The sequence below is a fragment of the Sorangium sp. So ce406 genome (assembly GCF_051474675.1).
In the GTDB taxonomy this organism is placed as follows: Bacteria; Myxococcota_A; Polyangia; order Polyangiales; family Polyangiaceae; genus Sorangium; species Sorangium cellulosum_G.
The window spans coordinates 7,323,814-7,336,305 of record NZ_CP150340.1; the positions used below are offsets into that span (position 1 = coordinate 7,323,814).

8 protein-coding genes are annotated in these 12,492 nt (G+C 78.1%); 2 read left to right on the plus strand and 6 right to left on the minus strand.

Going from position 1 to position 12,492, the window contains the following annotated elements:
• Positions 1 to 149: 149 nt before the first annotated feature.
• Both WME96_RS27130 and WME96_RS27135 read left to right on the plus strand, forming a co-directional pair.
• Positions 150 to 416, plus strand: a complete 267-nt coding sequence (locus tag WME96_RS27130) for a hypothetical protein (RefSeq protein WP_437284487.1) — start codon at positions 150 to 152, stop codon at positions 414 to 416.
• Positions 409 to 1,449, plus strand: a complete 1,041-nt coding sequence (locus tag WME96_RS27135) for a phosphatase domain-containing protein (RefSeq protein ID WP_437284488.1) — start codon at positions 409 to 411, stop codon at positions 1,447 to 1,449. The genes WME96_RS27130 and WME96_RS27135 overlap by 8 nt, the downstream gene beginning before the upstream one ends.
• Positions 1,450 to 1,581: 132 nt before the next feature.
• On the opposite strand, the gene WME96_RS27140 is transcribed toward WME96_RS27135, so the two are convergent.
• The 6 genes from WME96_RS27140 to WME96_RS27165 form a co-directional block, all read right to left on the minus strand.
• Positions 1,582 to 2,415, minus strand: a complete 834-nt coding sequence (locus WME96_RS27140) for a glutathione S-transferase (RefSeq protein WP_437284489.1) — start codon at positions 2,413 to 2,415, stop codon at positions 1,582 to 1,584.
• 42 nt (positions 2,416 to 2,457) lie between these two features.
• Complete coding sequence (locus WME96_RS27145; RefSeq protein ID WP_437284490.1) at positions 2,458 to 3,927, minus strand: alpha-amylase family glycosyl hydrolase; 1,470 nt, start codon at positions 3,925 to 3,927, stop codon at positions 2,458 to 2,460.
• A gap of 231 nt (positions 3,928 to 4,158) precedes the next feature.
• Positions 4,159 to 5,085 carry an MYXO-CTERM sorting domain-containing protein gene (locus tag WME96_RS27150; protein WP_437284491.1) on the minus strand — a complete coding sequence of 309 codons (927 nt, stop codon included), beginning with the start codon at positions 5,083 to 5,085 and terminating at the stop codon, positions 4,159 to 4,161.
• Between the two features lie 133 nt (positions 5,086 to 5,218).
• Positions 5,219 to 5,824 carry a hypothetical protein gene (locus WME96_RS27155; protein WP_433926759.1) on the minus strand — a complete coding sequence of 202 codons (606 nt, stop codon included), beginning with the start codon at positions 5,822 to 5,824 and terminating at the stop codon, positions 5,219 to 5,221.
• A 111-nt stretch (positions 5,825 to 5,935) separates the two neighbouring features.
• The gene (locus tag WME96_RS27160; protein WP_437284492.1) at positions 5,936 to 9,166 is read right to left on the minus strand and encodes a hypothetical protein; all 3,231 of its coding nucleotides are present in this window, start codon (positions 9,164 to 9,166) and stop codon (positions 5,936 to 5,938) included.
• Positions 9,167 to 9,222: 56 nt separating this feature from the next.
• Entirely contained in the window at positions 9,223 to 12,390 is a 3,168-nt protein-coding gene (locus WME96_RS27165; RefSeq protein WP_437284493.1) for a hypothetical protein, read from the minus strand.
• Positions 12,391 to 12,492 lie beyond the last annotated feature (102 nt).

A 12,492-nucleotide genomic window follows, 5' to 3' on the forward strand; every position in this document is an offset into this window, starting at 1 on the left:
CATACACGCCGGACCGTGCCGAGGGAACCGGGAGCGACGTGCGATCGACGCGGCTCGACCCCGCGGCGCCTCCCCCCGCGACCAGGACGAACCGCCCGCGGTCACGGCTGCCAAGCGGCCGTGGAGTGCCGTTAGAATGCCTACCCACCATGAGGAATGCTCTCGCGCCCAGGGCCACGACCTCCAGCGAGCCTCGACCTCGCCGCCTCCGCCGCCCCGGCCGCCGCCTCGCTTGCCAGCGCACACGGCGAGGATCGCGGCCCGAGGGCCCGGAGCTGCTCTCGCTCGCGTCGCCCGGCGGCGACGCGGAGCGCCTCGATGCGTCGCGCCGCGGCGTCCAGGTCCGGTGCGGGCTGATGCCCGGCCGCGAGGCGCGCGCCGCGACCCTGTGCGCGCCGGGCGGCGGCCATGAGTGAGCTCGAGAACTTCTCCTACCTGATCCCCGGCGAGCTCGCCGGCATGGCGTACCCCCACGCGGCGCGGGCGCTCGAGGAGCTCGCGGAGCTCGGCTTCCGCAGCGTGGTGTCGCTGTCGCGGCGGGCGCCGCCGCCCGAGGCGCTGGGATCGCTCGTCCACCTGCACTGCCCCCTCGCCGACTTCACGCGCATCCCGAGCGTGGACCTGCTGCGCGCCGTGGCGTTCCTCGACCGGGCGCCGCGGCCGATCGCCGTGCACGGGGAGGGCGGCGTGGGGCGCACCGGCGTGGTGCTCGCGTGCCGCCTTGTGTCGCTGGGCAGCTCGGCGGCCAGCGCGGTCGCCGAGGTGCGGCGCGCGCGGCCCGGCTCGATCGACGATCCGGAGCTCGAGGCCTCGGTCGAGGCGTTCGAGATCTTCTACCGGAGCGATCACGACCAGGCGACGCCGGCGCCGTTCAACTTCGCGCCCGCGTCGGCGCTCGATCGCGTCGTGCACGGCGCGGAGCGCCCCGGCTTCGGGATGGCGATGTGGTCGGCGTCCGGGATCCGCTCGTCCATCGTCCCGCCGCCGATGTCCGCGGCGAACCCCGATCCGAGCGACGCGCCCGTCGAGGCGTGGCTCGGCTTCATGGCGCGGCAGGGGATCCGCGAGGTGCTCTGCCTGCTCGACGAGGGGGAGCTGGCGCTGCACCGGATCCCGCTCCTCGGCCGCTACCAGCGCGAGTTCCTCCGCGTGACGCACGTGCCGCTCGAGGGGGGCGCGGTCCCCACGCCCGAGTCGCTGGAGCGCGCGCTCGCCGCGCTCCGGCGCGCGGAGGCCGCCGCCGCGCCCATCGTGGTGCACTGCGCGTCCGGCGACGGCCGGGCGGGCGTCGTGCTGGTGGCGTGGCTGCGCGCGCGGCACGGCCTCGCCCCCGAGGCGGCGATCGCGGCGGTCCGGGAGCACGCGCGGTACTTCGGCGCGCGCCGCGATCCGCTCAAGGCGGGGCCGGCGGTGCGAGACCTGCTCGCGAGCGTGCCGGCGCGCGGGTGAACGCGCGCGCCGGCGCGCCGGCGTGAACACGCGCGCCGGCGCCTCGGCGTGAACACGCGCGCCGGCGCCTCGGCGTGAACACGCGCGCCGGCGCGCCGGCGCAGGCCGCCGGCGAGGCCGCGGCGGCGGGCGTCACGCGGCGGCGCGGAGGCCGGCCTGCTGCTGCCGATGGTCGCGGTACAGGCGGAGGGCGAACGCGCCCGCAGGCTCGTCGCGGAGCGCCTCGACGAGCCCGCGAAGGACGGCCGGCAGCTCGCTGGGCGGCGCGAGCGGCACCGGGTGGTGCTCGGGCGCGAGCACCGGGGCGGCGAGCGCGGCGAAGGTGAGATCGGCGGCCGTGAACCGGTCGCCGACGAGGAACGGGCGGCCGTCGCGCAGGCGCTCGTTCACCGTGTCGAACACCGCGCGGAGCTTGCCCATCGAGCGCTCGGCGCCGGCGGCGTCGATGCGCAGCACGCGCCGGATGACCGCGCGCGTGACCGGGAAGTAGGCGCGGAAGGCGCCGCGCCCGAACCACCAGGGCAACGTCGCTCCGGCGGCCGCGCGCGCGTGGATGGCCCCGCCCATCACGACGAACGCGGCGTCCTCGTCGGGCAGGAGGTGGAAGTACACGACGCGGCGGGCCGCGGGGCCGAGATCGCGATCGAAGCGCTCTTCGAGGGCCTCGACCTCGGCGCGGAGCGCGTCGGGCGCGCCGGGGAAGAGCGCGTGCTCCGACGGGACGAACGCGTCGGCGTAGCGGACGATGTCGGTCGAGTCGGTGATCGCGCCCGCCCGCGAGACGAGCACCGGCACGGAGCGGTGCCCGCCGGCGCGGAGCGCCGGGAGCGCGTGGGCGAGCGGGAGATACGCGTCCTCGCGGTACGGCACGCCGGCGCGGTCGAGCGCCCACCGCGCCTTCTCGCAGTAGTGGCTGAACGGGATGGTGACGAGGCGGAAAGGCGCGTCGGCGCCGGGATCAGACATGACGACCTCCGGGGCGCGGCCGGAACGGGCGCGCCGCGCGACTCAGCGCCGGATCTCGAAGAGGTGGATGCCGTACGCGGGGAGCTCGACGCCGAGGCCGCGCGACAGATCGACGAGCTCGTCGCCGTCGCGCGGGTGCTCGTTGCCGGTCATGAGATCGACCAGCAGGACCTTGCGGCCGGCGATGCCGGCGATGTCGAGCGGGATGCGGCACCCGCCGCGCGACGGGGCGAAGTTGACCACGGCCACGAGCGGCGCCGCGCTCCGGGGCGCGCCGCAGGCCGGGAGCGGCTCCCACCGGTAGGCGACGAACGCGTCGGCGCCAGGGCCGCGCGGGGTGAGCGTGGCGAAGCTGCCGGTGCGCAGGATGGGGCGGCGCACGGCCGAGAGCAGCCGCTCATGGAAGGCGAGGCAGGCCTGATCGACCGGCTCCTCGGGGGCGCGCGCGAGGTGCAGCGAGGCGCGCACCGTCCGGCCCTCGAGCTGGCCGTGGTGGATGAACCGCATGCCGGGCACCGTCGCCGCGATGAACTCCGCGGCCCGGCGCCGGTCGGGCGGGAGCACGGCCGCGATCCGCGGCTCGTCGTGGTGCTCGATGAACCGGACGCTCCGCCGCTGGTAGTCGGGCGTCGCCGCGAGGTGGCCGCGGACCGAGGACGCGGAGGCGTGGCTCAGCCGATCGTAAAGGCTCTTGTCGAAGGTGTAGTCGAACCCGAGCATCTGCAGGCGCCACTCGAGATCCCAGAACGCCTCGGCGATGAAGACGAAGCTCGGGTGGTCGCGGCGGACGGCGTCGATGGCCTCGGCCCAGAACTCGCCGGTGGCCTCGGCCTTCCGCTCTGCCGGCGGCCGCTTCGACCACGTGCGCCGGAAGACGTCGTCGAGCACCAGCATCGCCATGTCGCAGCGGACGCCGTCGCAGCGCGACGCGACGCTGCGGAGCGCCTCGATGGAGAGGGCGCGCGTCGACGCGAGGCGGTAGTCGAGCTGGGCGGTGTCGGGCCACGGCGGGATGTACGGGTCGCGCCCGCTGAGCGGGGCGCCATCGTCGCCGGAGATGAAGCACTCCGGCTTCTCCTTCACCCAGTGGTGATCGCGCGCGACGTGGTTCGGGACGAAGTCGAGGAGGAGCCCGATGCCGCGCGAGGCGAGGCGCCGGCGCAGATCCGCGAGCGCGGCGTCGCCGCCGAACGCGGGGCTCACCTCGTACCGCGCGACGGCGAACGGGGAGCCGACGACGTCGGCCTCGGTCCAGTCCGGCAGCACGCGGTCGTACTCGGCGCGCAGGTCCGGGTTCGTGAGCGAGAAGCGCGGGCCCTCCTGGCCGAGCGTCCAGACGCCCATCAGGTACACGTAGTCGACGCCGAGCGCGGCGAGCCGGTCGAGCGCCGCGTCGGGCACGCTGGCGAGCGTCACCCTCGCCTTGGCGGCGCGCGAGAGCTCATGGAGCCAGACACGCGCGAAGATCGCGTACAGCAGGGGGTGCTGGTGGGCGGGGACTAGGGAGCTCATCGATTGGATTGGGGGACGGCGGGCCCGCGAGGAAGTCGTGGGCAGGCGGCGTCGCGGGGATTGTCGGCGCGCTCGGGTGGTCCCTGCAAGGGCGATCGCGAGGTGCGCGCGCCATCGAAGCGAGGCCGCGCAACGTCCTGCACAGAGGGCGCCGCGCCGCAGGCCAGTCCGCCCGGGCTGCCGGCGCGGGCGAGGGCGATCGGCGCGCGCGGCGCGAGGCGCGGCGCGCGGCTAGCCGCGGCGAGCGCGGCGCCTTCGGGCGAACGCGGCCGCGGCGCCCAGGGCGACGAGCGGCAGCGCGAGGGGCGTCGCGGCTTCGTCGGGCGCGAGCCGGCAGCCGCAGCCTCCCTGCTTCGGCTCCACCGGGGGCGGCGCCTCGTCGGGCGGGACGTCGCCGGAGGGTACGTCGGCCTCGGCGCCGTCGGACGCAGGCTCGCTCGCCGTCTCCTCCTTGGCGGGCTCATCGCTCTTCTCGGCGTCGGCCTTGTCCGCCGAGGTGTCCTTCTTCTTCTTCTCGCCGGTGAAGACGATCGCGCGGCGATCCATGACCTCGTTCTCACCCTGGAGGGTGATCTTCTGCTTCTGCCCCATCTGCACGCCGTCGCTCGCGCGCTTGATCACGAGCTCGTACTCGCCGGCCTCGAAGCCGCGATCGCGCCGGAGAACGAAGTCGAACTTCGTGATCGAGAAGACCTTGCCGCTGCCGTCGGAGAAGCCGACATCCATGCTCTCGTTGATCGCCTGCTGGTTCTGCAGCGGGATCTTGTTCAGGATCGGCTTGTCGGGCGACTGGTCGGTGAGCGCGCGCTCGTAGTGCACCGTCGGCGTGAACGAGAACAGCATCGGGATGTGCCCGAGGTGCGGCGTCCCTCCGTAGTTGATCGTCATCTTGAGCTTCCAGCGGCCGCCGTCCTCCTTGGGGGAGCGATCGGCGAGGGTGACGGTGCCGGCCGCGTGCGCCGCGGTCGCAGGCAGCCACGCCCCGAGCAGGGCGAGCGCGGCGGCGACGACGCGCGCGAGCAGGAGCCGGCGGCCGCCGTCGAGGCGGCGCGCCGCGCCGGGGCCGGCGTGGGCGGGGCGAGCGTGAGATCGCGCGGCGCGCTGACGCCGCGCGCCGAGCTGGGACAGGGGACCGGTTCGAGGTCGGGCGGTTCGCATGCGGAGCACGCTACCAGGGATTTCGTGGAAACGAGGCACGTACGCGCGCGCCGGAGGGCGCGGGACGGCGGCGCGGAGGCGGGGTGCTGGGCGGCGGCGCCGGCGGCGCGCCGGGGCCCCGCGGCGGGGAGGCTCAGTCGGGGAACCAGAGCAGCGCGTCGGAGGTGGGCTTGTAACAGGCCTGGCGGCCGGCCTCCTCGTTGTCCGTGCAGCTCGCGTTCTCGAAGCAGTCGATGATCTCGTAGCGGCCGGCGGCGTTGTAGATCGTGGTGAACATCGCGCGCTGGGCCGACTCGAGCTTGCTGAACCCCGCCTTGCACGTATCGACGGAGATGCGCTCGCAGCGGACCATGCGCGCGCAGCGGGAATCGATGATGGGCTTCGCCGCCGGATCGTCCGGGTTGATGTTGACGGCCACCTCGTCGTTGCACTCCAGGATGATCTGGCTCCGGTCCGGCGAGCTCTCGGTGGCGGCCTCCATGCGGCGCGAGAAGCAGCTCGTCATCGCGCGGAGGTAGGTGGGCGAGGAGGTCGGGTAGGCGGCCTTGCACGCGTTCATGTGCTCCCAGTTGGCGCCGGCGCGCTGGAGCCGGGCGAGGGCGGCGCACCACTCGGCCTGGGCAGCGATGACGCTGTCGCGGTCAGGGAAGTTGGTGGGCCGCTCGGAGCACGCGAACAGCAGGCCGAGCATCGACGCGGCCGCCGCGATCGGCAGGGCCAAGGATCGAAGGGCGGGCATGGGGGCGACCCTAGCACGAGACCCCCGCCGGCGCGGAGTTCCCGGGGATGCGCCCGGGTCAGGGCCGGCCCGGATGCGCCGGGGGTCAGGGCCGGTCCGGATGGGCCGGGGTCAGGGCCGGTCCGGCACGATCTCGCAGCGGAGCCGCGCGCCCGCGCCGCGGAGCGCGGCGCCCCCGCCGGGGCCGAAGACCGCGACGAGATCCGGCGAGCCCCGCGTCGAGGCGCGCACCTCGATCGCCTCGACGCAGAGCGCGCCGCGGTCGCCGGCGAGCAGCGCCACCGCGGGGACGCCCTCGTCGAGCAGCGGGGCCCCGCTCCTCGAGGCCACCCGCAGCGCGGCGGGCAGCTCGGCGACGAACCGGTGCGACGGCCGCGCGCCGCCGCAATCGCCGGCGCCGATCTCGCGGAGGGACGCGAGGGAGCCGAGCGGCTCGAGCGGGCCGACCTGACCGCGGGCGACGTCGATCGGCCCGGCGAACACGTCCCCCGAGGCGACGGCGTAGCCGACGAGGGCGAAGCTGGGCGCGTCGAGCCGACGGCCGAGGGTGAGCCGGACGCCCGCCACGTCGGGGACCGGGGCGAACCCGGCGATCGTGAGCGTGGCCTGCGGCGTGGCGAGGAGGAGGCTCCGCTTCGCGGCGTCGAAGGCGAGCAGGTCGCCGCCCGGCAGCTCGGCCGCGGCGGCGATCGAGCCAGCGTGGTCGAACGGCAGCAGCGCCGGCTGCGCGGCGCCCGCCCGCGCGCGGAGGCCGCGCGCGCCGTCGCTGTTGCGGAAGAGCAGCAGCAGATCCACGGGCGCCTTCGCGCCGGGCGCGAGCAGCACGGGGGCGGCATCGCCGGACGGCGCGGCGAGCGAGCCGGCGCGGAGCGAGAGGCGGCGCGGGGCGGCGGTCGCGAACGGCGGGATCACGCTCGCGGTGAAGACGCCGTCGCGGAGCGCGCCCAGCGGCAAGGACGGGGCGGTCCACAACGAGACGACCGGGGGCGCGGCGCCGGAGGGCCGGGGCGCCGCGGGATCGCCGGGCGCCGGGGGCGCGCGCCGGGGCGCCGGGAGTGACGATGGGGACGGGAGAGACGCGGCGTCGTCGTCGAGGCGGCAGGAGACGAGCGGCGGAGACGCGGCGCGGAGCGCGGGGCCGGCGGCCGGGGCGTAGGGCGGCGGCGCGCCGCGCGGCGGCGGCGGAGGGCCGCCCCAGCCGAGGCGGACGAGGCCGCTGTCGCCCATGGCGCAGCCGATCGGAGAGCAGGCGAAGGGGGTGCCCTCGTCGAACGGCGGCTCGATCTGGCGCGCCGGCGGGCCCTGGACGGGGCGCCACGATCGGCCGCCGTCGGTCGACTCGAAGAAGGCCGGCGGCTCGTCGGCGGAGGCGGCGAGCGCGAACCGCCCGCCGACGACGACGTGCGCGACGGCGGCCGGGAGGGGAAAGACCGTGGCGCCGCCGCGGGCGTCGATGCGCAGGCCGGCGATGCGGCCGCCGAGGCGGCGCGAGAGCAGGCGCGGGAGGAGCGCCGGCGCCTCCGCGTCGGGCAGCGCGTCGCCGGCCGGCGGGGCGGCGTCGGCCGGCGAGGCGGCGTCGGCCAGGTGGAGCCAGCCGCGCACGGCGCCGTCGTCGTCCTCCCAGAAGTCGGTGTCGACGAGGCGCGGCGACGCGGCGGCATCGGCGGGCGCGGGGAAGACGCCGCCCGCGAGCGCCGGGTCGCGCTCGCGCACGCGGATCACGCGGACGCCCTCGGGAGCTCCTCCGGGGACGCGGTCGCCCGCGCGCGCTCCGGGAGGCCGCGCCGGCGGCGACCCGCCCTGCGCATCGCGCGACAGCGCCGCTGGCCCGCGCGGCGCCTCCAGCACGAGCGCGGTGACGGTCCCGCGCTCGCCGGGGATCCAGCGGTAGAGGCCGCGAGCGTCCTCGCCCTCGACGCGCCGCTCGACCCAGCGGCCGCCGCCGGCGCGCACGCACACGCGCGCGACGTGGTCCTCCGCGGGCTCGCCGCGCGCCGCGCCGGAGCGGGGCGAGCCCGGCAGCGGCGCGGAAGGCCAGGGCCACCGCTCGCCTCGCGGCGCGGCGTCGTCCGGGAGCTCCGGAAAGTCGTGGAGCCCCGGCGGCGCGCTGCCGCACCGGCCGGCGAAGGCGAGGCGGCCGCTGTCGTCGCCGAGGAACGCGCCGCGCGAGGTCGCGCGCGGATCGGGGTCGCGGTCGCGGGGCGGGAACGTCGCCTCCAGCCGCGGCGCGGCGAGCGCCGCCTCCAGGCGCAGCACGTGGGCGGCCTCGTGCGCGCACGCGAGCAGGACGTCCTCGCCCGCCCGGAACGGCTGGCAACGCGCGTAGCGCGGGTCGAGGCCCGCGATCTCCGCCGCGGCGATCGGCCGGGCGGTCGCCGCGGCGAGGACGGAGAGGCCGCCGTCGCGCGCGACGAGCAGCCTGCCGCCGGGGAGGAGCGCGCCGGTCGCCGCGGCCAGCGCGACGACGTCCGGGGCGAGCGCGCGGCTCGACGGGGCGTCGCGCAGCGGGTCCGTCGCCGGCGGGAGGTGGAGCGCGGGGCTCGGCCGGGGGCTCGGGGGCGCAGGCGCCGCGGGCGCGAGGCCCGCGGCCGTCAGGTGGAGCGCGGGGACGCCCGCCGGCCCGAGGAGCGCGACAGCGTCGCCGCGCTCCTCGAGGAGCGTCGTGGCGAGCCCGCGCTCCTCGAGGACGTCGGTCCAGGTGGCGCCCCCGTCGAGCGTGACCGAGGCGCGGCCGAGCAGGTCGAGGCGCGCGGCGCGGCGGGCGTCGACGGCCACGGCGTCGACGATGCCCGCGGCGCCGAAGCGGCGAAGGGAGAGCGTGGCCGGGTCGATCTCGAGGAGCCCGCGGTCGGTGCGCAGGAGGATGGCGCCGAGGTACGGCCGCGCGCCGCCGGGCGCGCCGATGTCGGCGATGGGCGCGAGATCACCGAGGAAATCGCCGGCGCGGTAGACGCGCGCCTCGGACCACAGGACGAACCCTCCCCCGAGGCGCGCCGGGATCGACCGGAACCCCCGGAGCAGCTCGGACGCGGGCGCGGCGGCGAGCACGACGCCGCCGTCGAGGCGCACGCGGATCCCCTCGTAGAGCGCCGGCTCCGGGCGGGGCGAGGGAGCGCCGTCGCCGGGATCGGCGGCGTCGAAGAGGGCGCCGGTGCCCTCGGTGAGGACGTAGCGCGCCGGAGCGAGCGGCGGCGGGTCGGCGGGCGCGGCAGCGGGGGGCGGGGCGGGCCGCGGCGCGCGCTCCGGCGCGGCGCTGCACGCGGCGGCGACGGCGAGCGCGAGGAGGGCGGCCGGGCGGGAGGACATCGCGGCGGCGGCGGCGCGCCCTCCGGATGAGCTCACGCTGCGCATGGGGGACGGTCGAAAAGTACACCACCGCGCGCCCCCGGTGAACCGCCTCAGCGCACGACCGCGTTGCACCGCACCGGCTGCCGCACCTCCTGGCCGTGCAGGACGATCACGAGCGTGCCTCCACCGGCTCCCTGCGGCGGGTCGCTCCGCGCCAGCGCGGCGCTCGGCCCGCCGGGGGCAGCCCGCGCGCGCCCGTCATCGAAGCGCGCCGCGGGCGGCGGCCCCGCGAAGCGCGCGACGAGCTTCTTCACGGTGCCGGTGATCTCGTAGAAGCCGGGCTCGATCTCGTGGCGCTCGTCCCGCACGTTGAGCTCCACGGCGTCGAGGCACGCGCGATCGCGCGACCACCGGATCACCGCGACGCCCCCCGTCGCGGCCTCGGTGACCCCCGGCAGCGCGCCGGGCACGAGGCCGATCTCCGCGTCGAACGGCAGGACCACGCGCGTCTCCCCGCGGCGGGGCGCGCACGACGGCGCGCTGCCCGCGGCGAGCTCGCCGAGCGGCGCGAGCGCTTCCTCCGGGCCGAGGGTGCCGAGCGCCGGATCCACCGGCGAGAGCACCGCGCCGCCGGACCCGGAGACCGCCACGACGACGGGCGCGCCGTCGCGCGCCCCCGCGCCGAACGCGAAGCGCGCCTGCTGCGCGCCGGCCGGCGACGCGCGCGCGGCGCGCTGGACGTGGAGCTCCCGGATCGCGGGCACGCCGCCTCCGCCCGGCGACGCGCGCCGCGCCCGCCCGCGGAGATCGACCGCGCTCACCGCGAGGCCGTCGTGCCGGGGGCTCACGAACACCGCGCGGTCGCCGAGGTCGACGCCGACCGAGCGATACGGAACGCAGCCGCCGATCGGCCGCGTCACGAGCGCGGCGTCCAGCACGCCGGCGAAGCACGCCTCCCGCGCGCCGGCAGCGACCGGGGCCACGCGTCCGTCGCGATCGATCAGGAGCCCGACCGAGGCCTCGTACGGTCGGAACTCGAGCTGCGCCAGGCTGGCGCTCGTGAGCGGCACGGCGGCGCGGCGGATCTCCGCGCGCAGGTCGAGCGGGGCGATCCAGGCGAGCTCCGCGTCGGCGAAGGACGCCGGCAGCGCGCCGCCGAGGGACGGCAGCGTCAGCACCCCGAGGGCGCCGAGCCGCAGCGGGCTCGCGCCGCGCAGGGGCGCCGCGGCGACGGCGCCGAACCCGCGCGACTCCGGGACGCGCGCGGCGGCGAGCGGCCCCGCGAAGCTGCAGTCGAGGCGCACGACGGGCTCCAGCCGCGCCGGCGCCGGCCGCGCCGGCCCGTCGCGATCGCGCGGCGCGCGGCCGGGGGCCGGCTCCGCCGCGGGCGCGTCGGCCGGGGACGCCGCGCCGGCGCGCGGGACCGACGCCCACCCGATCCGGAGGAAGGGACCGACGCGGCAGCCCACCGCGGAGCACCTCTCGACGCGCGCGGCCGCGCCGCCCGGCGGCGGCGCGACGGGCGCCCACCGCGCTCCGCGATCGATCGTCTCGAAGAGGCGGCCGTCCTCCGTCTCGACGAGGGCGAAGGGCCCGGACGCCTCGAGCGCGGCCGCGCGCGCCGGGAGCGGGCGGCGGCGCACCCGGCCGGCCGCGTCGATGGCGACCGGCGCGAGGCGCGCCGCCTGGTCCTGCACCGGGAGCCAGCCCTCGACGGTGTCGTCCGCGAGCACGGCGAGCGCGCGGGAGAGCAGCTCCGGCCGCTCGCCGTACCGGGGCCCCTCGGGCAAGGAGAGCGGGGGCTCGCCCCGCGCGAGCCGCACGACGCGCAGCGCGCCGCGCACCTCGACGCGCTCGGCGTCCCGCGGGAACGCGCCGGGGCGCGCGACGAGGGCGACCGCGCCCCCGCCCCGGCGCGGGATCCAGGCGAGCACGTCGGTCGCGTCCGCGGGGTCGAGGCGGTGCTCGACCCAGGCGCCCGGCCCGCGGCGCACGCAGAACACCGCGCTTTGCTGCGTCGAGCCGCCGGCGAGCGCCGCGCGCGAGATCGCCCGGAGGTCGATCCGCGGCCTCGGCAGCCCCTCGCACGGCCCGACGTAGCCGAGCGACTCGCCGTCGACGCCCACGAAGCGATCGGACTCCGGCTCCGCGCCGGGCCGCAGCTCGAACGCGCGCTCGATCCGGAGCGCCCGCGGCGCGCGGGCGTCGCCGGAGATGTCCACCACGCTCGCGCGATCCGGGCCGGCGCAGACGGCGAGCAGCGCGTCGCTCGCGCGGAACGGCGCGCACGCGCCGCTGCCAGGCGGCAACGGCGCGCCGGACGAGGCGCGCCCGGTCGCGAGGTCGACGCGGCCGACGAGGCCCTCCGCGGCGACCGCGGCGCCGCCGTCGGCGAGCGGCAGGCCGGCGTCGACGGCGGCCGCGAGCAGCGCGAAGGGCGCGCGGTCGGGCCACGCGGCCTCGACGTCGGCCGGGGGCCGCGCGCGCGGCGCGCGGAGCTCGCCGACACGGCCGCTCGCGTCGATGGCGCGCTCGAGGCCGTCGTCCAGCGAGGCGATGATCTCCTCGCCACGGACGTCGACCGAGACCGCGTCGCCGAGCGCCGCGGTGACGTCGCGGTACGAGGCCCCCGCGTCGAGCGTGAGGAGCGCGCGCCCGAAGACGGTGAGGCCGAGGGCGCGGCGGTCGCTGGCCGCGGCGGCCGCGACGAGGGACGGGAGGCCGAGCGGCCGCAGCGCGCCGCGCGCGCCGTCGACGGCGAAGGCCCCGGCGGACGTGATCAGGCCGATGCCGTCGAGCCACGGGAACACGCCGGCCACGTCGCCGGGCAGGGGGGCGAGCGCGCGGAGCTCCCCGGAGAAGCTGGCCGCCGTGTAGATCTCCTTGCTGCTCCAGAAGGCGTAGCGCGGCCCGGGCGGCGCGCTGGCCTGAGCCCAGGCGGGGAACGCGGCGCCGCCGGCGACCTCCGGGCTGTCGGCGCCGAGAGGCACGATCCGCGCGACGCCGTGCAGCTCGGCGCGCCGGCCGTTGACGACCGCCCGGTCGACCTCCTGGCCCCGCTGGACCACGCGCTCGACGAGGCCCGGCGCCGGCTGCGCGACGTACCGGGCAGGGCCGAGCGCGACGGGCGGGGCGGCGGCGAGCGCGCGCCCGGGCGGATCGGGCGCGACGGGCCGCGCCGGCGCCGGCTCGGCCGCCCCGCAGGCCGCGAGCGCCGGCGCGACGAGGAGGGCGAGCGGGCCGAGCGCGCGGCAGAGCGATCGCGAGGGGGCGCTCAACGCCGGTGCTTCTCGTTCCTGGCGAGCTGTTTCGGGGTGATCATGGCGACCCTCGGGAGGCGCGAGTGTACCCGTTCTGCGCCGCCGGAGCGGCGGCTCGGG

What these genes read in the sequence shown, in the direction of transcription:
- WME96_RS27130 (WP_437284487.1), top strand. Translation starts at nt 150, where the DNA reads ATGAGGAATGCTCTCGCGCCCAGGGCCACGACCTCCAGCGAGCCTCGA.
- WME96_RS27135 (WP_437284488.1), top strand. Translation starts at nt 409, where the DNA reads ATGAGTGAGCTCGAGAACTTCTCCTACCTGATCCCCGGCGAGCTCGCC.
- WME96_RS27140 (WP_437284489.1), bottom strand. Translation starts at nt 2,415, where the DNA reads ATGTCTGATCCCGGCGCCGACGCGCCTTTCCGCCTCGTCACCATCCCG.
- WME96_RS27145 (WP_437284490.1), bottom strand. Translation starts at nt 3,927, where the DNA reads ATGAGCTCCCTAGTCCCCGCCCACCAGCACCCCCTGCTGTACGCGATC.
- WME96_RS27150 (WP_437284491.1), bottom strand. Translation starts at nt 5,085, where the DNA reads ATGCGAACCGCCCGACCTCGAACCGGTCCCCTGTCCCAGCTCGGCGCG.
- WME96_RS27155 (WP_433926759.1), bottom strand. Translation starts at nt 5,824, where the DNA reads ATGCCCGCCCTTCGATCCTTGGCCCTGCCGATCGCGGCGGCCGCGTCG.